General features: G+C 58.9%; 14 protein-coding genes and 1 pseudogene. 4 read left to right on the top strand and 11 right to left on the bottom strand.

The window, feature by feature from the left end:
• Positions 1-142: 142 nt before the first annotated feature.
• On the bottom strand, positions 143-757 hold the full coding sequence (locus H7A87_RS06420; protein WP_119128924.1) for a DUF937 domain-containing protein: 615 nt from the start codon (positions 755-757) through the stop codon (positions 143-145).
• Positions 758-981: 224 nt separating this feature from the next.
• On the bottom strand, positions 982-3,537 hold the full coding sequence (gene mutS, locus H7A87_RS06425; protein ID WP_232087937.1) for a DNA mismatch repair protein MutS: 2,556 nt from the start codon (positions 3,535-3,537) through the stop codon (positions 982-984).
• Positions 3,538-3,805: 268 nt separating this feature from the next.
• On the opposite strand from mutS, the gene H7A87_RS06430 reads away from it, so the two are divergent.
• A complete protein-coding gene (locus H7A87_RS06430) occupies positions 3,806-5,719 on the top strand; it encodes an integrase (RefSeq protein ID WP_119128926.1) in 1,914 nt (637 codons plus the stop codon).
• Positions 5,712-6,527 (top strand): nucleotide-binding protein, encoded by an 816-nt coding sequence (locus tag H7A87_RS06435; protein ID WP_119128927.1) that lies wholly within the window; start codon positions 5,712-5,714, stop codon positions 6,525-6,527. The genes H7A87_RS06430 and H7A87_RS06435 overlap by 8 nt, the downstream gene beginning before the upstream one ends.
• A gap of 63 nt (positions 6,528-6,590) precedes the next feature.
• Here H7A87_RS06435 and H7A87_RS06440 read toward each other — a convergent pair whose 3' ends face one another.
• The 7 genes and pseudogenes from H7A87_RS06440 to H7A87_RS20805 all read right to left on the bottom strand — a co-directional run.
• Entirely contained in the window at positions 6,591-7,460 is an 870-nt protein-coding gene (locus H7A87_RS06440) for a hypothetical protein (RefSeq protein WP_147421094.1), read from the bottom strand.
• Positions 7,461-7,587: 127 nt separating this feature from the next.
• Positions 7,588-8,106, bottom strand: coding sequence for a hypothetical protein (locus H7A87_RS06445; RefSeq protein ID WP_147421095.1), 519 nt, complete (start codon positions 8,104-8,106; stop codon positions 7,588-7,590).
• A gap of 387 nt (positions 8,107-8,493) precedes the next feature.
• Positions 8,494-9,132, bottom strand: coding sequence for a His-Xaa-Ser repeat protein HxsA (gene hxsA, locus H7A87_RS06450; RefSeq protein ID WP_119128928.1), 639 nt, complete (start codon positions 9,130-9,132; stop codon positions 8,494-8,496).
• A gap of 2 nt (positions 9,133-9,134) precedes the next feature.
• Positions 9,135-10,304: a His-Xaa-Ser system radical SAM maturase HxsC gene (gene hxsC / locus H7A87_RS06455; RefSeq protein WP_119128929.1), complete on the bottom strand. Its 1,170-nt coding sequence runs from the start codon at positions 10,302-10,304 to the stop codon at positions 9,135-9,137.
• On the bottom strand, positions 10,291-11,673 hold the full coding sequence (gene hxsB, locus H7A87_RS06460; protein ID WP_232087938.1) for a His-Xaa-Ser system radical SAM maturase HxsB: 1,383 nt from the start codon (positions 11,671-11,673) through the stop codon (positions 10,291-10,293). The genes hxsC and hxsB overlap by 14 nt, the downstream gene beginning before the upstream one ends.
• A gap of 97 nt (positions 11,674-11,770) precedes the next feature.
• The gene (locus H7A87_RS06465) at positions 11,771-12,079 is read right to left on the bottom strand and encodes a hypothetical protein (RefSeq protein WP_104645172.1); all 309 of its coding nucleotides are present in this window, start codon (positions 12,077-12,079) and stop codon (positions 11,771-11,773) included.
• Between the two features lie 213 nt (positions 12,080-12,292).
• Positions 12,293-12,473, bottom strand: a pseudogene (locus H7A87_RS20805) (DNA/RNA non-specific endonuclease); the annotation flags it as partial.
• Positions 12,474-12,891: 418 nt separating this feature from the next.
• Here H7A87_RS20805 and H7A87_RS06470 point away from each other — a divergent pair.
• Positions 12,892-15,666: an RHS repeat protein gene (locus tag H7A87_RS06470; RefSeq protein WP_119128931.1), complete on the top strand. Its 2,775-nt coding sequence runs from the start codon at positions 12,892-12,894 to the stop codon at positions 15,664-15,666.
• On the top strand, positions 15,663-19,655 hold the full coding sequence (locus H7A87_RS06480; protein WP_232087939.1) for an RHS repeat-associated core domain-containing protein: 3,993 nt from the start codon (positions 15,663-15,665) through the stop codon (positions 19,653-19,655). Before H7A87_RS06470 ends, H7A87_RS06480 begins: the two co-directional genes overlap by 4 nt.
• A gap of 687 nt (positions 19,656-20,342) precedes the next feature.
• Here the strand turns inward: H7A87_RS06480 and H7A87_RS06485 are convergent.
• On the bottom strand, positions 20,343-20,723 hold the full coding sequence (locus tag H7A87_RS06485; RefSeq protein ID WP_180496913.1) for a hypothetical protein: 381 nt from the start codon (positions 20,721-20,723) through the stop codon (positions 20,343-20,345).
• A complete protein-coding gene (locus tag H7A87_RS06490; RefSeq protein WP_119128932.1) occupies positions 20,720-21,034 on the bottom strand; it encodes a hypothetical protein in 315 nt (104 codons plus the stop codon). Before H7A87_RS06490 ends, H7A87_RS06485 begins: the two co-directional genes overlap by 4 nt.
• Position 21,035: the final 1 nt, after the last annotated feature.

The following is a 21,035-nucleotide window of genomic DNA, read 5'->3' on the forward strand; positions in this document are numbered from 1 at the left end:
ATGCGCGTCAGGCGGGCTCATCGTGGCGGGGTGTGCACACGATAAGTAGCATCGATCGGTTGGGGAATTCGAATTATTCAACCATATCGATAGCGAGGCGCTATGGATGGCGCGCCGATGTCCCCAACCTGCGCGCGCGATGTCAGCGCTTGCCGAACAGGCTGCCACCCAGCTTCATGACATCGCCCAGCCCAAGCTTCCCGTCGCCGTCCTGATCCAGCACGCTGCCCAGCAGGCCGTTGACCCCGGTATTGCTGCCGGCGCGCTGCTTTTCCTGCGCCAGGGCCGGGCCGAGCTGGCTGCTGGCCGCGGCATTGCCGCCGAGGAAGCGCCTGGCCAGATACGCCATCACGATGGGTGCCAGCAATTGCAGCAGCTGATTGGCCTTGCCGGTTTCCAGCCCGGTGGCCTGGCCCAGGCCTGCGGCAGCCTGCGGTGCCTTGTCGCCGAACAGATGCCCCACGATGCCGGCGCCATTGCCTTGCGCACCGCTGGCCGAGCCGCCCAGCAACGTACCGAGCAGGCTGCCGATGTCCGGGCTGCCGGCATGATCGCGCTGCAAGGCACCCAGCAACGCATCGGTGCCACCGGCCTGCTGGCTGTTACGGCCCAGCGCGCCCATCAATAGCGGCAGCGCGGTCTGCACCGCCGATTGCGCCTGCTCGGGCGCGATGCCGAGCCGGCTGGCGAGCTGCTGCAACTGCGGGCCCTGCAACTGCGCGGCAAGTTGATCGGTCAACGAGGCGGACGTGGTCATCGGTGTCTCCGGTTGGACAAAACGTTGCGGCAGCGTGCGCCCGTCGCGCCATCAGGGCAACACGGCACGCGCCGCGATGCAGGGCGAGGGCAGCGATACCGCACAGTGGCAATCAAGCCACTTCAATCGACAACAACACGGCAAGGTTGACCAACCCCGCAAAGCGTAGAGCCAGGCAACTACGCTCTTACGATTCCCGATTCCCGATTCCCAAATCCCCGCACTCAAAGCAACGCCTTCAACCGATACAAGGCTTCCAGTGCCTGCTTGGGCGTGAGTTCGTCCGGGTCCAGCGCCTGCAGTGCTTCCTGCGCAGCGGAAGAGGGCGCAGTGAACAAACCGAACTGTTGCGGCGCATCCAGTGCCGCCGGTGCCATCTGTGCGACATGGCTTTCGCCGCCGCGTTGTTCCAGTTCGGCCAGGCGATGACGCGCCTGGGTCACGGCGGTCTTGGGCAGGCCGGCGAGCGCGGCCACCTGCAGGCCGAAGCTGCGATTGGCCGGGCCGTCCTTGACCGCATGCATGAACACCAGGCGCTCGCCGTGTTCGACCGCGTCCAGATGCACGTTGGCGATGCCGCTGGTCCCGCCGGCATGCGATTCGTCGGCCAGTGCGGTGAGCTCGAAATAATGCGTGGCGAACAGCGTGTAGCAGCGATTGCTATGCGCCAGATGGCGTGCAACCGCATCGGCCAATGCCAGGCCATCGTAGGTGGAAGTGCCGCGGCCGATCTCGTCCATCAGCACCAGCGATTGCGGCGTGGCGTGGTGCAGGATATAGCTGGTCTCGGCCATTTCCACCATGAAGGTGGATTGCCCGCGCGCAAGGTCATCGCCGGCGCCGATGCGGGTGAGGATGCGGTCGATCGGCCCGATCACCGCGCGGCTGGCCGGCACATAGCTGCCGATATGCGCCAGCAACACGATCAGCGCGTTCTGGCGCATGTAGGTCGATTTACCACCCATGTTCGGGCCGGTGATCACCAGCATGCGGCGGTCGGCGTGCAACTCCAGATCGTTGGGTTCGAACGGCTGGTCGCGCACCGCTTCCACCACCGGGTGGCGGCCGCGTTCGATACGCAGGCACGGTGCGTTGTCCAGTTCCGGCCGTGACCAATCCAGTGCCTGCGCGCGTTCTGCGAAGCCGGCCAGCACATCGAGTTCGCTCAATGCGCTCGCGCAGCGCTTGAGGCCTTCCAGCTCGCCGCCGAGTGCATCGAGCAGGCCTTCATACAGCAGCTTTTCGCGCGACAACGCGCGCTCGCGCGCCGACAGCACCTTGTCCTCGAAACTCTTGAGTTCTTCGGTGATGTAGCGCTCGGCATTGGTCAGCGTCTGCCGGCGGCTGTAGTGCAGCGGGGCTTTGTCGGCCTGGCCCTTGCTGATCTCGATGTAGTAGCCGTGCACGCGGTTGTAGCCGACCTTGAGCGTGGCGATGCCGCTGCTGGCGCGTTCGCGTTGTTCCAGGTCGATCAGGAATTGATCGGCGTTGGTGGACAGGCGGCGCAACTCATCCAGATCGGCGTCATACCCGGTGGCGATCACGCCACCGTCGCTGAGCTTGAGCGGCGGTTGTTCGGCCACCGCGCTGAGCAGCAGATGCGCGGTGGCATCGTGTTCGCCGAGTTCGGCATGCAGCGCCTGCAGGCGCGGCGAATCCAGCGGCGCCAGGATCGTGCGGACCGTCGGCAGCAGCGCCAGACCATCGCGCAAGGTGGAAAAATCGCGCGGGCGCGCCGAGCGCAGCGCCACGCGGGTGAGGATGCGTTCCAGATCGCCAAGCGCGCGGAAGGCCTCGCGCACGTCGGCGTCGGCGCCGCTGTCGATCAGCGTGCCGACGGCGTGGTGGCGCTGCACCAGCACCTCGCGCAGGCGCAGCGGACGGTGCAGCCAGCGCCGCAGCAGGCGCCCGCCCATCGGCGTGACCGTGCTGTCGAGCACCCCGAGCAAGGTGTTGCGGGTGTCGCCATCCACGCGCGTATCCAGTTCCAGATGCCGGCGCGTGGCCGCGTTCATCGAGATCGCCTCGCTGGCCACTTCCATCGCGATGGAGGTCAGATGCGGCAGGCGCTGTTTCTGGGTCTCCTCGACATAACCCAGCAGCGCGCCGGCGGCCGCGGTGGCGCAGGGTTTGTCGTCGATGCCGAAGCCGGACAGGTCGTGCAACTTGAAGAATGCCAGCAGCTGGCGCCGGCCGCTGTCGGCGTCGAACAACCACGGTGGCCGCCGCCGTACACCGACGCGGCCACGCAGGAATTCCGGCCAGTTGTCCTCGTCGGGCACCAACAGCTCGGCCGGTTCCAGGCGCGCGATCTCCGCTTCCAGCGCATCCACGCTATCTACTTCATTGACCAGAAAACGCCCGCCGGCCAGATCGGCCCAGGCCAGGCCGTAGCCTTGCTTGCTGCGCGCGATCGCCATCAGCAGCGTGTCGCGGCGCTCGTCCAGCAGCGCCTCGTCGGTGACCGTGCCCGGTGTGACGATGCGCACCACCTTGCGTTCGACCAGGCCCTTGGCCAGCGCCGGGTCGCCGATCTGCTCGCAGATCGCCACCGACTCGCCCAACGCCACCAACCGGGCCAGGTAGCCCTCGTAGGCATGCACCGGCACGCCGGCCATCGGGATCGGCGCGCCACCGGAACTGCCGCGCTGGGTCAGGGTGATGTCGAGCAGCCGCGCAGCCTTGCGCGCGTCGTCGTAGAACAGCTCGTAGAAATCGCCCATGCGGAAGAACAGCAGCAGGTCGGGATAGTCCGACTTGGCGGCGAAGAATTGCTTCATGGCAGGCGTATGTTCTTGAGGGGCCTTGCCGGTCTTGGAAATATTTGAGGAAACAGTCACTTATGAATTTGCTCTGTAACGGAACTGACGGTCAAAAGAGGGCTATTGCGGGCAGTAACGGTCTTTTTTGTTGCGACCGTGTTGCGACGATTCAAAGCGAGACCCAATTTGGCATGTTGCGACGAGTTCGCATGGTAAGAAAAGCGTATGTTGATGTTGCGACGTGGGTTGCAACCAACAGCACTCGCACGACAGCAATGGAGGATGCATGAGCAAGACGCCGGAGTTGCCAGATCTGCCGAAGAGGCGCGGGTCGCTCAAGTTTAAGCTGACCTACGCCCAAGTCCTGAGCCTGTCGGTGGATCGGACACCCGTGCTGGACAAAGCGGGCAAGGTCAAGCTGGTGGAGCGGGACCCTGAAGAGGCCGGCGAACCCTACCGCTTGGTGGATGGAAGTGACAAGGCTCCCTCCGGTTTTAGTTTTCGGGTAGGGAGAACCAAGACCACATACGAGGTGGTCAAGCGTGGGCCGACGGGCATCCGCCGTTTTTCCTTGGGCAACGTCACCGACATGGGGCTGGACGAAGCCTACGAGGTAGCCAAGGGGCACCTGTCGGTGCTCAGGCAGACCGGGACCAATCCGGTGCAACAGGAGCGCGCAGAACTCCGAGCCAAGCGTCGAGACAAGCGCTCAGAAGACATCACGCTTCGGCAATGCATGGAGCTCTACATCGAGCGCATGGGAGAGCGTGCTAGGAAAAAGAAAGTGAAGCAGGTCAGTGTCGAGGCTGTCCGCAGTAGCTTGGCTCGTCTGGAGCGACCCGAGGTGGGCTTGGCCGATCTGAAAATTCGGGACACGCGAACCGAGGACGTGGTGCGGGGATACGATGCGTTGCGCAAGAGCGCCATGCTTCGCTCCAACCGTATCCCGACTGCCATGCGCCAAGCCTTGGCATCCCACGACGACTGGGCCCAGCTTTCCACAGCCCAGCTTGGAGAACTGGGCATCGCCGGGAAATACATTCAACGGGTGAGGGCCGCAGGACTCGCCGCTGCCGAGCACACCTTCACCGATGCAAAGCGCTCCGTGGACCTGTTCAACGAAGTGGAACAAGAACAGGCACACGAGACTCGGCGGGAACCCAAGATAATCTACAACCCGTTCCAGGCCATCTACAGCAAGGATCTACTTCGCGGGGCTCAGGACTTGCGCAACCACTACAGCCGGGCTGAGGTGCGCAATCCGTTGGGGGATGACACGCTGCCCAAGGTGATGAAGGTCATCCTGGCTCGCCGGGATGAGCAGGGCGGTTTGAATGCGGCCGGAGCCGATTACCTGCTGCTGACCCTGTTGTGGGGCACCCGGCGCAGCGAAGCAGCCGCGTTGCGGTGGTTCGACCGGTGCACGCCGGGAGAGCTGACTCAGCGTGAGGTGTCGTGGGTGTCGTTGACGCCACCGGGGCAGGTCAATCCTTTCACCCGCCGCGAGGGGTCGCAGGTCTACTTGTTCGACACCAAGAACGGAGACGAGCGCTATTTGCCAGTGACCTATTTCGCCGAGCAAGTGCTTCAGCGGCGTCTGGAGGAGCGCTTGGACGATACCGAGGCGAAGAAGGAGGTCGCGACCATGGAAGGCTTGCTTCGAGCCGCTAAAGCCAGAGGAGCCAGACGGGAGCTGATCAAGGGATTGGAGGCAGAATTGGAGAAAGCCCGACATGCCCTTGACCGAACCCGCTACGTCTTCCCGGCGCGTTCCAGCCGCAGCCGATCGGGGCACTACTCAGACAGCAAGAGCATCGTGGCCAATGTCCGGCGCGATGCGGGCTTGTTGAACCTCAGCGAGGACATCGACATCGGACTGACCCCGCACGACCTCCGTCGGACCATGGGGCGCTACGCGGCGCATTTGTTCGGAGAAAGCCGAATCGTCTCGCAGCTCTTGCATCATCACACCCGCGGGCAGGGCCAGGACAGGATGGCCGCGGTGTCGGAGCGCTACACCGAGCAGGAGTGGTCCAAGTTGCGAGAAGCGATGGGGCGAGTTGAGGAAGCCATGGTCGCCAAGAGTCCGCGGGTGTGGAACAGACTGAAGGGGACGGACAAGCCGCGGCTGGACGAGGCCAATGACCCTCCGGTTAGTATCTTTGCTCAACGGAACCAGCGGACCGCATTGGATGATTGAGGTTGTTCGCAGTGAAGAGGACTACCGCGCGCTGTTGGAGGCCGCGCTGGACCAGGAACTGGAGCGTGCAAGAGCTGGGTTGACGCAAACCGTCACCAGCAAAGCCGCGGCACGGTTCTTGGGAGTCCACTTCGACACGCTGGGGGAGTGGCGTCGCCGCTCCCCACCGTTGGGGCCGCCCTTCCAGAAAGGCGCAGGACTCACAGGTGGCGGGGCCAATCAGCACGTGCGCTACCTCTACGAAGACTTGGTGGAGTGGCAAAAAGCCAGGGCCAGCAAGACGCCCAAAGAGCGTCGTTTGCTAGACGAGCTGGAGCGACTGAGGCAGCAAGCTCGGGAGCTCGAGCTCCAACTCGAACTGCAGGCGGTCAAGGATCAGGTCGCCCGTATGACAAGGAAGGCGGGCAGGGTGCTGGCACTAACGACGGTGAGGGAGTGTCTGACCGTCCAGCATGACTGGGTGCTGGTCGGCGGTCGCTTGGTTGGCCATGTATTGACCGTGCCAGGCAATGTGCTGACGGCTGTGACTGCTGCGGATGGAGCAAACGAAGCGAACGGCACAAACGAAGCGAATGTTCCTCATACCGGGGTTGGTTCGGAGCTTGGCGAGGTGTGGACGGCCACCCTTGAAGACGCGCTACAAGAGCCTTGGGTCGACAATGAGGCTCGAGACCCTTTCAGCGAGGCGATGGATACGGCATTGGCGGAGCTGACGCGACACCTTGCGCAGGAACGCTCGGCGCAGCGAAGCCGCGACCTTGAAGAGAGGCTGCCTCCGGCGATAGTGCTTCCCCGCACTCCGTTTTAGAGGTTCGCCGGCCCGCGCCTAAGCTGTCTCCCTTCTTACTCCGCGGCAAGGTCAGTGATTTGATTACCGTCCAAGTTTTGGGCTACTGCCAGCCCCGGGAGTTGGGATGGGGTTAAAGTTAATCTCGGTTGTGTAGCATTTGGCGGCCTGATTTAGATTGCCGACGATTTCTAAGGAAGGGGATGGAGAAGGGGATGGGCTTCCGCTGAGTTCGATGAGCTGAACTTCTTGTGGACACGTGTCCTTGAAATTTTTGATTTCCGCGGCGCTATTGAGGTTCAGCCATCCGGGTGCTTTCAAGTCGGGTTTGATTGATGCGCCTGCCGCTAGAAGGTGAATGAGCTCTAGCGTGTGGGAGTCTCGACGCAAGATCGTGGTTTTTCGGGTGCCATAGAGTTGCCTTGCTTTATTTCGCAGTAGAGTTGAAAGATTATTCTCTCCACTCTTTTCTTTACGAAAATCTTGTAGGTCCTTAGTGATAGCGGCTTGGGTCCCCCTGTAACTTGTGATAAGTGTCAATGCCTGGCTGAGAGGGATGCAAAAGAAAGAATTGGGTGCGTAAGCGCAAAAGTGGATCCAATTGAGATCATCTTCATTCTTGGAGGCAATGAGACTGAGTCCATATTCCACGAGTCGCAGCGCTTGAGGTTCCGGTAGCTTTTCTGGCGCCTTCTTGCTCGCTGCCCGGAACGGGGCAATACGATGGACGTCAACCTCGTCGATGCTGTCGCTTACCTTTGCCTGAAATACGCTTACGCGTGCGAACTCGTCACTAAATCTTATGAGTAGAGAAAAATCTGCACCCGTAGACCCTTCGCTGATGGGGGATGCGCCATATTTATCGTATGGAATCAGGTCTAGACCGTGGCTTTGCCAAATTTCAAGGCACCGAAGAATCCAGCTCACAGAGCTAGCATAGGCTCCGCTGAGCATGGAGGTTACATCCTCCTCTCTCTGAGGGGTTGTAGTATGGGATTTTAGGATTTGATAAGTCGCAATTTGCAGCGCACCTGAAAGTGGCGTTGGCCTCACAAGCTGATCTATGGGTCCAGCGCATGCGTTAACCAGATGCTCCACCCTTGAGGCAGTCTCTTCGCTCGGCCATTCTATGCTCATTTTTCGTTTCCCTTTCACGTGGCGGGGAGGGGTTTTGTTGTTCTGAGCGAGCATGCTTTAGTGTGCGAAAAATATCAATTTGTGCAATAGATCCCTCCCGAGCTGTCCAAGCTTGAACTAAGTTTCTCCAGTCCTTTGGGAACGTCGCGCGCATTGACGAGTTCATCATTGCTTCGGGCATGGGGGCGTCGGCGCCGTCGATACATTCATCGAAAGCAATCCGGTCAGCAATCCCTAGGGACTTGGCATGCTCTAGGGCCGCAGCGGCAAGGGCAGTATCGAACGCAAGCCAGCGTGCCTGACAATCCCAGTATTCAATCGCGGCTAGAATCGTAGGGAAAGAAAGTCGTTTTTCAGGATTGTTTGCTGGTGTCGTCAACCATTCTTTACTCTTCCTATCATCCTGACGGGATAGGCATATACCGTAACGATGCAAATAATTCTTGGCTCTAGTTTGGTTCACGATATATAGTCCATAAAGATTAATCCCTTTTTAGCGCAAAGGAAGACCTTGTCAAGGCGTCTCGGTTGCCCAGTGGAATAGTCGTCCGATCGTGACTTTGTAGCCCTCTCCCTCTGGGGATTCTTGAACGCCTCTTGGGCATGCAAGTTCACTTCTGGGATACAGCGTGCTAGTGCCGGCCATGCACATAGCGAAGTATTCTCGCTGGCCGCACGATGGCTCGACGCTGCCCACATACAGCTTAAGAGGGCCGCGCTGCTGCGCGTCGACAAGGCTTCTTGTGGAGCAGCACGACATGACCCTGCTCGCGTGGATCGGTGCGATGACCACGCATACCTGGTTTAGTAAGCCTCTTTCAGCCCGTATAGGACTGAAGCGAGAGGAACTTTAGAGACGCACTCCGAGTGCATCAAGCGTCGGCGTGGTCATGGTGCCGGTCGCCGTGAGTCCATAGGCTCGCTGGAACAGCCGAAGGGCTAACTTCGTCTCAGGCGTCAGGGTCCCATCAATGGCACCGGGATCGTAGCCCTTCGAGTAAAGGGCAGCCTGGACGCGCATGATGAGTAGCTTCAGGGCGTCCGCATCCCGACCCTCCGACGCCAGCCTGGTGGTCGAAGAGAGCGCTTGCGAGCTGCCGTTGCTCGCGGGCGTTGTTGATGTGCTCGTCGGCTGCAGGCTCTGGCCATACGAGGTGGCCGAGCTGCCGTTGGTGCTCTTCGATGTTGAGGATGGTGCGTAGGTGCTCGCTGGCGCCGTATAGGTTGTCGCAGGCGGTGGCGAATAAGATCTATAAGAACTGCCAGAACCGGAAGAATGTGACCGATGCGAGCTGTGCGAACGGTGAGAGCTGTGGCTTCTGTGCCCGGCATAGAGATTGTGACGCCCGGCATTCAATGAGGTGCTCAGGACTGTGGCGTATTTCCCGTCCATCTCCGAAAGCATTCGGAGATCAGACTGTCCTTTGGGCGGCTCGGTGGCCAAGCTGCCAAAGGTGGCGGAGCCGATAATCATCAATGCGTTGGACATGTCTAGGCTTCCAATACTGGTGATACGGCGCGACTGGTCCACGCCGGAGTGACCCACGAAAAGAACCCGCCGCAACGCTCTCGAACTGAGCAAGCGTTACATGCGGGAAGGTAGTCGTTCTTCCAAGTCGAGATGCTTTGAACTGCATACGGCCAAAGAGAGCGATCCAGGGTGCAAAGCGGCAAGTTATAGAGGGAAACGGCGATTCCTCCCTCTGCGAGCGTCTCAACCGCCTCCGCAAGCTCCTTGGCGTAGTCTGCCGGGTCAGCCCATAGTTCCTGCTGATGCGCCTTCGCAAATCCGATTGGTTCAATGCCCATCAGCGCCACGTGCTCCACGAAGGGAAGGTTGCGCCAGATGTAGCGAGCGAGCTGTGCCAGCCGCTCGAAGCTCGGCTTCACTAGCACTACGCGGATCTCAACTCTCTGGCCAGCGGCCTCGAGGGCATACACGCCCCTCAAGGTTTGGGCGAAGGCGCCTTCGCTCTGAACGACATAGTCATGCAGGGCGTGGTGATCGCCATAGAGCGGGACACCCCAGCTCAGATTTGGATGGATACCCGCGAACTTTGCAGGCAGCGCTGGGTCGCGCAGCCGTCCATTCGAGAGGACGTGGATGTGGGTTTTCGGCAGCGCATCCGCACACTTCTTGGTGACCTGGACCAAGCCATCCCCAAGCAACGTGGGTTCGCCTCCGCTGATAGCGAGAGAGGGCTCGTTCGGGTCGATTAGGTCAATCAAGTCCAGCAGATGTTGGACACGCCAAGCGTCTTCTACCTCACGCGGGGGCTGCGAGCACATCAGGCAGTAGCTGTTGCAACGCTCGGTAGCGAACAGCACGTTTCCTGTGTCGCCCCGCCGGTAGCGAATGGCAACCTTGCTTTGAAGTGGATTGAGTTCAATGACGTCGCCTGGTTTACAGAGGTCCGGCGATCCCTTCAAACGAACGATAGGGAGATCGTCGAACCACACCGCTTCTTCAGGTGCAAGGACAGCGCCCCAGGGCAGGCCTAGCAGTGATTCGCTCAGCCGATGCAGGTCCAAGCCCCTTATATCCAAAGCCATCCGCTCTAACGGCAGTGGGGACTGCGAAAAATCTGCCAAGCCAACAACTTTCAGTAAGGATGCGCGGGTGGATGGCGCAAGCAGTGCTTTGGTCTCAAGCGGCAACATTGGAAACTTCCTCCGTTGCTTTGGGAGCCGCCCAGGATCGCATCAGGCTTTGGGTCCACCGGTCAGACGCCTCGTAGCGCTCCAACAAAAGATCGAACAAGCCCATGTTCCTCTTGCAAAAGTCGCTAGTCGGGCGATGTCCGACGGTGTCTCCCTGGCGTGCGTAGTGCTCAATCGGGTCCGCGCCGCACAGCGGCACGAATGCGCAATCGGAGCAGGTAGGTAAAGCCTCAGCTACGCCAGCTTCCAAGAGCCGCGCCATGACTGGGGATGAAAGCCAATCGGTCACCGGTTGTGAAACGTCTCCAAGGGCGAACTGGTCATCTCCCATTGCTGCGAGCATTCTTGCCTCGTCAGAAGGGTAGACCCGCCCGTCGTGGTCATAGATGACGGCCCCAAGGCCTGCACCAGATGGCGACCTGAGATCGACATAGCCATGACCAAACGAAGTGAAGAGCTGGGAGAGCAGCAGCGATGCATACGACTCTTCTAATGCATAACCGGAGCGGTTGACCGCTATCAAGTGGCCAAAGGCTCGCATGTAGAAGGCCAGGTAGTCTTCCGTTGAGTAGCCGGTTCGGCGAGCCGTCCGATTCGCGAATCCGTAGGGGCTAAGAGGCCTCAACGAGATGGAGTGAAGTCCTACCTTTCGATACTCATCGATGATCGCTTCTGGGACTTCCAAGCTCAGCTTGGTCAATGTGGTCAGAGCCGAAACCCCATCGTCCCCAAGCCAACGCCGCCCCAGGTCGATGCCATTCAGGGTCCGACGGTAGCTGTCACGGCCAGGTCGCGGGCGATTCGCGTTGTGGAGCCACTCCGGACCGTCCAAAGAGGTGGATAACTTGAAGCGGTGTTCTGCCAGAAATGCCAGTTGGCTTTTGGTGAGGTCATGAAGCGTCGAAGCCAAGACAAATCGTAGGTCTCGCCGTTCGGAAGCGTTGCGCTTGACGATGAGCTTCGTGATGCCCATGACTTGCTCAAAGTTGAGCAGGGGCTCCCCACCTTGGAACTCAATAGTGAGTTCTTGGCTAGGCCATTCGAAGAGCCGCTCGACCGCTTGCTCCGCATGCGAGCCAGTCATATCAAAGGCAGTGGCGGTTGTTGCTTGGCGGGATACTTGGCAATAGCTGCAGGTGTGGTGGCACCGCAAAGACACAACGAAAATATGAAGTGCTGGCCCACCCACCATGTAGGACTTCCGGGTGCGGATCTGACTCAGGAGCGGCGATAGGCTGCTGCGGTCGGTCTGCACGATCGCCAAGTGCCTAGCCTGTAGATCTGCGAGCAAAGGAGAGTTTGCAGAGAGCTCATGGGAGACAAACCGCTGAAGGTCATCCATGTCCATGAGGAGCCAGTCGCCAGCCATTGATGACACGAACGCGCGGGTCTCATCCCACGGCAGGCGCCGAAATCGAAGGGGTAGCAACTTGTATGAGGATGCGTGGCCAAAGGCCTGGCTGGGCTTAAACCTCGACATTAGAACGCGTCAGCGGTTGAGCTTGGTTCAATGCGGCACGAACTAGTTCCTGCTGCAAGCCCTGCGTTTCAGTGCGGACCAGCGCGCGCAAACGCTCATCGAGTAGATCACGAGAAAACTGAGCATGAAGTCCGGGTGCAACGGAAGCGTCGTCTTTGCTCGAAAAAGCGACCATGAGTGAGTCGCCCTCCACCCGCATTTCTACGTCGTAAATGCCCGTGTAGCGGTGAGCTGCTCGAGCCACTACTTCATCGCCGTATAGGCTGCGATCAACAAAATAATGCGAGCGTTCCATTGCTCATCCCCCTTTGGATAAGCAACGTTAGCCTCAGGGCGCCTTAGGTTGCAAGTCGCTAGCGGCGCTGTTCTAGCTGCAATGACCGAACTCAAGCGGCTTATCGACTGATGCAAGCGAGCGCGAGTGCACTCTTTTTAGTTTTCAGTGAATGCTCAGAGTTCTTAATCAAATCTGGGAAGACAGGGGACTCCTTGGCAGCATCGGGCATTACGTAGGGCTGGCCGTAATGACTGTCTTCTGGAAGAAGTCCAGCGTCCGGATGCCGTGACTGGAATGAAGTGGTCGATATAGAGGACGCCATTGTAGATTTTAGCTGGCGATGTCCCGGCAGCACTCGGCGACGTCTTCCCTGGCACGTGACGCCTTGGTTGAAGCTAGCGACCTGCGGAACAGTGCGGACAGCCGAAGGCGGCCCAACTGGCGAGTGATGAGGGACGCCGGGTCCGTGTCAGATGACCACTGACGACAGCGTCAGAATTTTCTGAACCCAGCATGGGGCGGGGGCCTTAGTTCCGCCTTTCGTGAGCGTTCCTCATAACGTCAAGAATTTGTCGCCCTGCGTTCTAGGTCCATCACCGGTGGGCAGCCGATAGCAGGCAGTTGACATCGAACTGGCGCCGGGCAACTCTAATGCGCGTGGGGGGTATTGGGGAATGACCTCGCGGTCGCGCTTCGCGCACCCTCCGGATTCTTGAACACGAACACCTGCCAAACGGCTTGGCGGGGCATGCGTTGCCATGCCTTGCCTTCGCATGAGCGCGAGTTCGCAAGAGCGATGAGGTCTACCCGGATCTCGGTCAGTCATCAACTTGGAAGATGCTATGGAATCGGGCACAAAGCCGCGCCAGATGCGCGCGTTTGGATGGGCATTGGCTGCTTTGGCAGGATTGTCTCCTGCATTGGGTGCCGCCGAGGATGTCTACGACGACTATGGCAAGTTGATCCAATCGGGCGCAGTGGTGAAGAGCCCCGGCGACCAGCTCTTCGGAGAAAACATCAACCTCTACACCGGGTCGATGGAGATCGTTCAAACCGACGTGGATTTGAAGGGCAACAATGCCCTCCAGGTGCGCATCGGTCGTCGCTTCTCAGTCGGAAGTCCTACAAAAGGGCACTTCAAGCTTTGGGACTTGGACATTCCTTACATGCACGGGGTCTTTTCTGGCAGCGGGTGGACTGTTGAAGCCGCGCGCGATCTCGTCCACAACCGTTGCAGCCTCTACGGTCGGCCTCCAGTCATCGAGGTCCAGGGCGGTTTCTTCGATGCCCCGGAGTATTGGCGGGGAAGCTTTGCATACCGCCCAGGTGCTGGCGACCAAGAGCTTCTTCAAGCGTCTGCTGGAGCCCTGAGGCCAGCAGATGGAAGGACGTATCCCATTGTCCTAAAAGATGGGTCTGCAATCCGATGCTTAGCCTCACTGGATGGTGCAAGTGAAGCCGGTGCTCGCGGTGAAGGGTTTGAGTTAGTGGACACCCAAGGCTCGATGTATTCGTTCAATCACTTGGTGTCACGCAGCTACCCAGCACTGCACAAGTCGTCACCAGCTCCTCAGTCGATTTCCGCGGGAAGTGCGATGCAAACTGCCGCCGTCGGCGGAATTGTCCCCATGGTTGGCCTGAACTACAACTTGGTGAGGGAAGAGGTCCTGATCTATCCGACTCGGGTGACGGACCGCTTTGGCAACACGGTGACCTATAACTGGAATCCCGGTGCTCCGTGGCAGCTTCTAAGCATTGTTGCCAGCGATGGGCGTCGCATTGACCTGTCGTATGCTGGAGGGGATGGCAAGACCATCACCTCCGTGACCACAGGCGGGCGAACCTGGTCTTACGGCTACAGCGACACCCTGGATACAGTGACGCTGCCTGACGGCAGCGGCTGGACGTTCGATTTGCTTGCCTTGTCTCGTGCACGCGTGACTTATAGCCAGCCGCCAGACTGCGACAACATTCGTCCTTGGTCTCGCAACAATGTTGTGGGAAGCATCACTGCCCCCACCGGTGCTCGCAGCGACTACACGCTCAATTCCATGCTAATGGGGCGGTCCTGGGTGCCTCGAGTCTGCCATATCCAGGAAGCCTACTCAGACATCCCTTACCAGTTCTATGTCATGGCAGTGACCAGTCGGCGTATCTCCGGCCCGGGATTGCCGTCCCAAGGCCTGACGTGGTCTTACAACTATGGAACACCAAACAATTGCTGGCAGCCAAGTCCCAACCCGAAACCACTCGACCCTTCCAGATACGTCGAGTGCAATGCCGGTTCGCCCATCACCCGAGACATCACGGTCAAGGATCCTGCGGGCCAAACCACCCGCTACCGGTTTGGTAACCGCTATCGGGCTAACGAGGGGTTGCTGCTTCAGCAAGACTTTGGATGGAACGGCTCGGGTGCAGCGCGAAGCAAACTGACAGACTACGCAGCGGCGTCCACCTCCCCTTATGCAGCCCGCACTATGTATCCAGCGGGCGATTGGGGTGATAACACTGTCGCAGCAGAGCATCGGCCAGCCCGTCAAGTGACGATCATAGACAATGGCGATCAGTTCGTTTGGCGGATTGCGGACTGCAATGGGCAGCCGTGCTTCGACGAATTCGCCCGTCCGTTGCGGATCGAACGCTTCAGTCCCTGGCACAGCCGCACCGACGAAACCACGTATTACGACGAACGCGGCGCTTGGGTCTTGGGGCAAACCGCCATGGCTCGCAACATCAACACGGGCATCGTCACCTCTCAGGTCGATTACGGCAGCAATGCATTGCCCCGAACGGAGTGGCGCAACGGGAAGCTGGTCGCAAGCTACACCTACAATCCCGATGGGACCCTGGCACAAATCAAGGATGGCTTAGGAAACGCAACGACCTTGTCTGGCTGGAAGCGCGGCATCCCCCAGACCGTTGCAAATGCCGATGGCACGGCTAAGTCCGCATCCGTGGACGACAATGGGTGGATCCGTCAGACCAACGACGAGAATGGATTTGCGACGACGTATGGCTACGACGCGATGGGGCGGCTGAACGCCACGAACTACCCATCGGGCGACAGCACCGCTTGGAACTCGACTGCACAGGCGTTCGAGCGAGTGGGCGGCGACGAATACGGCATCGGCGCCGGCCATTGGCGCCAGACCGTAACTACCGGAAACGCACAGAAGATCACCTACTTTGATGCGCTGTGGCAGCCGCTCTTGACGCGGGAATACGATGCGGCAAACGTCGCGGGAACGCTTCGGGTCAAGCGCTTTGTCTACGACCACGAAGGACGACCTGTCTTTGCTTCTTATCCGAGTGGCAACGAGACCGCCAACACCGGAGTCTGGACAGACTTCGACGTAGTGGGTCGGCCCACGGCCGTATCCCAGGACAGTGAGCAGGGACTGCTGACCACGATCACGCAATATTTGCCTGGCGCTCAAACCCTGGTTACCAATCCGCGTGGTGCTCAGACGCGCACGGGTTACCAGGTGTTCGATCAACCGATCTATGACGCACCTGTCTGGGTGCAGCTACCAGAGTCCAGCAGGACCAATATTGCTCGCGATGTTTTCGGCAAGGCGGTCAAGATCGAGCGGGGTGCCCAATGATTCAATGCATGGATGCAATCGGTCAAAGGACGAAGTTTTACGTTCTTGGCTCCACTGGCAAGTTCAGGGCTCTTCGGATCTTTGGAGGCTGCCTCGTTTTCCTTCTACTCCTCGTGTTGCCGGGATTTGCGCACGCAGCTCGCCAATGTCCAGACGGCAGCCCTGCGGGTAGAGGAAACATTTGTCCGGACGTTCCAGACAATGAGGCCCGCTGGGTGGGCTATAACGTGCCATCCCAGATGGTCGTTGGGCAGACGTATGCGGTCAGCGCGACCTACCAGAACATGGGCAACCAAGTGTGGGGTTCAAGCATCGGCCACAAGCTCGGATATGGCGGCAGCTCTGTTCCTGTCAGCCCTTGGGGTATTTCAAGGGTAGAACTGCCAGGTGCTGTCTCGATTGGAAGTAACGTAACCTTCAATTTCAATGTCACCGCGCCACTTACGCCAGGCCAATATTCATTTGCTTGGCGAATGGTGCAGGAGGGAAAAGAGTGGTTCGGAGCGTTTGGAGCTTCATCTATTCAGGTGCTTCCCTCGCTGATCAAAGGCAGCATCGAAAGCGTTACTTACAACGCAATATCTGGCTGGGCCTGTTCAACGTATTTGAACCGCTCGATCGATGTGCATATGTATCTGGGCGGCTCTGCTGGTTCGGGAACCTTCGCTGGAGCCACCGCAGCTACCTTGTCAAGTGATGCTGGTATCGCAAATGCCTGTAGCGCTTCTGGCAGCAACTATCGGTTTTCGTTCCCCATCGATGAGAACTTCATCATCCAGAACGGCGGGAAGTCGATCCACATCCACGGCATATCTCCAGTGGGAGCAGGGAACGACACCATCTCTGGGTCAGGTTCAGTCGCTGTGCCTGCATCGATTATCAAAGGCAACATCGACGGAATCCAGAATGACAACGCCATCGTCGGCTGGGCGTGTTCGACCGGCTTGGCCCGGTCGGTTGATATCCATATGTATACGGGCGGCGCCTATGGAACCGGCAGTCTTGCTGCGATCGGCAGGGCCAATCTCCCCAGTGAAGGGGGCGTTGCTGGTGCCTGTTCGGGGTCGGGGAGTAATTACCGTTTCTCCATTCCCATCACGGAAGACCTGATTCGAAACCACGGTGGAAGGCCGATCTACATCCATGGCCTTTCACCCATCGGTGGCGCAAACAATGTCATCGCGGGTTCCGGGGCAGTGGTGGTGCCGGCATCGGTCGTCAAAGGAAGAATCGATGGCATTGACAACAACCGAGCGATCGTTGGATGGGCGTGCTCGACCAGATTGAGCCAATCCATCGAGGTTCACATGTATGCGGGCGGAGCCGCCGGTAGCGGGACGATGGTAGCAAGTGCAGGCGCGAACCTTCCCAGCGATGGTGGCATTGCCGGAGCATGTGCTGCATCGGGAAGTAATTATCGTTTTTCTATCCCAATTACCGACGAGCTAATCCGCAGTTACGGAGGCAAGCCGTTTTACATTCACGGTCTGTCACCGGTTGGTGGAGGGAACAACCTCATTGATGGGTCAGGGGCCCTAGCAATTCCAGCGCTTCAGCGTGGTGCTGCGTTTGCCTCCCAGAACATGCCTGCACAGCTCTCGACGGGCCGTTCTTATAACGGTTCGGTTCGCTTCACCAATACGGGCAACGTCACTTGGCGCCAAGGGCAGGGCTATCGGGCAGTGTTGGTTGGTGATACACGCGGGTGGTCTCCAGGCGAAATCGGCCTGCCATCGGACGTTCCGCCGGGTGGCAGCGTGGATTTCAATTTCAGCCTCCGGGCACCTTTGGGTGCGGGCGGCTACAACCTGCGTTGGCGGATGCGCGATGGTGCTGGTGATCTGGGTAATGAGTCCAGTAACCAAGTCGTGCAGGTGGTGGCTCCGCCGCCGGTGGAGCACGGTGTGGGCCTGGCGGCGCGTAGTTACGTTTACGACGCGAACCAGCAGCTGTGCAAGGTGATTGAGCCGGAAAGCGGCGCCACGGTCATGGCTTACGACGCGGCTGGCAACCTGGCTTGGTCGGCCAGCGGCTTGGACCTTCCGAGCACGACCAGCTGTGATCTGGATGCGGCAGCGAACAGTGGAAGGCGTGTCGCCCGCACCTACGACTCTCGCAACCGACTCAAGACCTTGCAGTTTCCGGACCGCAACGGCGATCAAAATTGGGACTACACGCCAGATGGCCTTCCTTCTCGCGTGAGCACGGTCAACGACTCGGGCAATACGACAGTCGTCAACGCCTACAACTACAACAAGCGACGGAAGTTGCTGTCTGAGGTGGTTGAGCAGCCAGGGGTCAGTTGGTCATTTGGCTACGGCTACGACGCCAATGGAGCTTTGGCGAGCCAGAGCTATCCCACCGGCACAACAGTGACCTATTCGCCGAATGCGCTGGGTCAGCCAACGGCCGTGCGGGACCAGACTGGAAACAACTACGCCACTGGGATTGCCTACTACCCAAATGGTGCGGCCAGCCAGTTTAATTATGGCAACGGTGTGAATCACTCGCTCGTGCTCAACGGGCGTCAGATGCCCCAGCAAGTGCGGGACAACAACGTTGCGTCCTTCGAGTATCAATACGACGCCAACGGGAACGTCAGCGCGATTTTCGACCAGCAAAGAGGCGCAGGCTTCAACCGCTACATGGGGTATGACGGGCTGGATCGCCTGATGGAAGCAGGGTCTGAGCGGTTTGGTGGAAGCAACTGGAACAACTACACCTACGATGTTTTGGACAACATCCTCACCGCCAAGCTCCCAGGTGTGCGTGAGAACAACTACTGGTATGACTCTAAGAACCGCCTCACCAACATCCTGAGCAATGAAGGGTCCACGACAATCGGACTGAGTTACGACGTTCAGGGCAACTTGAAGAACAAGAATGGCCAGGCCTACGCGTTTGACTATGGAAATCGTCTGAGAGACGTGACAGGGAAAGAGGCCTATCGCTACGACGCTTATGGACGTCGGGTGTTGTCTGGAGGCTTATCTACCTTGAACATCCAAGCGTATAGCCAGGCGGGACAGCTGCTTTACGCTGAGGTGCGCGGCAAGGGCAACACCGAATACGTCTACCTCAACGGGAGCTTGCTCGCCACGCGCAATGCAGGGGCTATCAAGTTCCAGCACACCGATGCGCTGGGCAGCCCGATTGCAGTGACTGACACGGCCGGGCAGGTAGTAGAGCGCACCGACTACCAGCCTTACGGCAGCCCTATCGGCAAGACGGTCGATGGCATCGGCTACACCGGTCATGCCATGGACGGTGCGACCGGGTTGACCTACATGCAGCAGCGCTACTACGACCAGGACCTTGGGCGGTTCTTGAGCGTGGACCCGGTGGCCGCTGATTCGGTGTTGGCGGCCAACTTCAATCGCTACTGGTATGCGAACAACAATCCGTATCGGTTCACTGACCCGGATGGGCGAGACGGTAGACTTTTCTGGTCAGCGCCCGATCGAGTGACCTTTACAGTTCCATGGACGATGACTGGTGTGCCAACATCCAATTTCACGGCTGCCTCCGTCAATGCACAGATTGCTCAAGATTTCTCTGGAACCGTCACTGTAAATGGCGTCAAGGTTACAATGACTGCGCAAGGTGTCTATCAAACAAAGGGGGGCAAAGGCGTCAACGTCGTCAATGTCGTAGCTGATACGGCTAACGTCACTAAAAGCGGGCGTTCCCAAACTAACGCTATCGGCGGAAATAAAGTAACAGTTGGTGCAGGTGGAGTAGATGCGGCAACAACTTTAACAATGTCGCACGAACTTGGTGGCCATTCTGGCGGTGCAGGCGATCAATATGCGGGTGGTGTTGACGCTAACGGAAATACGCTTCCGGCCGATGTCGCAGGTCCCGCTAATGTGATGAAGGATCTCTCTGGCCAGCCGGCAAATTCTCAGAGTCTCGGAGAGATCATCAATGCCAAGACCAATGTAAACTCTTGCGATAAAGGCGTAAGCGCGGCGAACGGAGGTTGTTAGTGAACAAATTGTCACTTATCGCAATCATGGTTGGACTTCTTGGAAGCAGTGTTACAACCGCTTCACCTATAATCCAGGCGCCAGCTGCGCCTCCCTCACGGTGCGAGATTCGTTTGTCGGCATGGTGTATTGCCGAAGGGGCTTACGAAATAAACCGACAGTTGGCTAACGACTCCGTTCATGACAAGGTCTGGTCTATGCGAGGAAGGTCCAAGCCTGCATCTAAAGTGATTGTTCTTGAACCCAACGGATGCAAAAGTGGGCTTTCGGATACGCTGGAGTTGCTTGAATTTGAACAAGGGGTGCCGTGGGAAAACGGTTCTTGGGATCGAATTCAAGTCAAGCTCAAGTCTGATGGGTCCTGCAATCTGACAATTTTGCTGCCTCCTTATGATGGAGACCCCCTGGAATGGGCATTCTCCAGTGGTTTGCCTCTGATTAGGCCTTGCAAGGACGAAAAGTGCGTTGGTGCGGGTGTTGGGGAGCTAAGGTCTCAATTTGAAAAGAGATATCGCGAGCGGCCGCGATCGTAAGATCTAATGGCGGTTTTCTCGACCCAATACGAAGAGGCCCGCAGTGATGCGGGCCTCGCAGTTTCCAGAGCAGAGCTGATTCCTCTCGGTGACTGGCGGATTGAGCGACTCCTCCATGTTTTGAGTTCTGTGCTGTCAGGCAGGAGCGAGACCTTCAGCTGGTCAACTGAAGCCACAACACGAGCAGCACCATGGGAAGTCCGCTGAGCATCGAGCTGACCCAGAAAGCCCCCATCACGGTCAGCGGCGTCATGACCCACCACTGCCACCAGCTGAAGCCACGATCGCGCTGGCGGGCCATGTGAGCCTCGAAAGCGTAGGTGCGCTCTGCTTTTCGCAAACCTCGCCGAGCCATCAGCGGCCCGACGATGAAGCCGAACGGGCCCAGGAAGAGCAGAGACAGCGAATACCACCAGAAGAACCGGTTGTGCGGAGTAGTCACCTTCTTGGGGGCAGCGCGCATGGCGCCGTCTTCGCGGAAGTCGCCGATGGCGCCTGCTGACGTGCCGACCATCGAATCGGTCTTCGTGCTCATTTGGCGTAAGCCCTCCAGGTGCCGTCGTTCTTTGCATAGCGCAGGTTTTTGCTCACCGGAATCGGCACCTGCCGACCCTCGATGTTGAGCACTGCTTGGCCACGGGTATCGCAGCGGTAGCCCTCGGCGCCTTCCGCTTCAACGCAGCCGGAGAGCTCAAATTGCTGGACGTCGGTGACCTGGCCGGCGCCGCTGTCTTGCAGCAGCCGGACAAAGGCTTCCTTGGCGTTGTTAGATGAGGGCTTGCCGCCGCAGGCGGTCAGGCCCAGGGCCATGGTCAGGACGACCAAGGCGATCCGTGCGTTTTTCATG

It is taken from the genome of Xanthomonas sp. CPBF 426 (genome assembly GCF_903989465.1).
Taxonomy (GTDB): domain Bacteria; phylum Pseudomonadota; class Gammaproteobacteria; order Xanthomonadales; family Xanthomonadaceae; genus Xanthomonas; species Xanthomonas euroxanthea.

Excerpts from the sequence above, each read along its gene's own strand:
- H7A87_RS06420 (WP_119128924.1), bottom strand. The coding sequence starts at position 757 with ATGACCACGTCCGCCTCGTTGACCGATCAACTTGCCGCGCAGTTGCAG.
- mutS (WP_232087937.1), bottom strand. The coding sequence starts at position 3,537 with ATGAAGCAATTCTTCGCCGCCAAGTCGGACTATCCCGACCTGCTGCTG.
- H7A87_RS06430 (WP_119128926.1), top strand. The coding sequence starts at position 3,806 with ATGAGCAAGACGCCGGAGTTGCCAGATCTGCCGAAGAGGCGCGGGTCG.
- H7A87_RS06435 (WP_119128927.1), top strand. The coding sequence starts at position 5,712 with ATGATTGAGGTTGTTCGCAGTGAAGAGGACTACCGCGCGCTGTTGGAG.
- H7A87_RS06440 (WP_147421094.1), bottom strand. The coding sequence starts at position 7,460 with ATGCTCAGCGGAGCCTATGCTAGCTCTGTGAGCTGGATTCTTCGGTGC.
- hxsA (WP_119128928.1), bottom strand. The coding sequence starts at position 9,132 with ATGTCCAACGCATTGATGATTATCGGCTCCGCCACCTTTGGCAGCTTG.
- hxsC (WP_119128929.1), bottom strand. The coding sequence starts at position 10,304 with ATGTTGCCGCTTGAGACCAAAGCACTGCTTGCGCCATCCACCCGCGCA.
- hxsB (WP_232087938.1), bottom strand. The coding sequence starts at position 11,673 with ATGGCTGGCGACTGGCTCCTCATGGACATGGATGACCTTCAGCGGTTT.
- H7A87_RS06465 (WP_104645172.1), bottom strand. The coding sequence starts at position 12,079 with ATGGAACGCTCGCATTATTTTGTTGATCGCAGCCTATACGGCGATGAA.
- H7A87_RS06480 (WP_232087939.1), top strand. The coding sequence starts at position 15,663 with ATGATTCAATGCATGGATGCAATCGGTCAAAGGACGAAGTTTTACGTT.
- H7A87_RS06485 (WP_180496913.1), bottom strand. The coding sequence starts at position 20,723 with ATGAGCACGAAGACCGATTCGATGGTCGGCACGTCAGCAGGCGCCATC.
- H7A87_RS06490 (WP_119128932.1), bottom strand. The coding sequence starts at position 21,034 with ATGAAAAACGCACGGATCGCCTTGGTCGTCCTGACCATGGCCCTGGGC.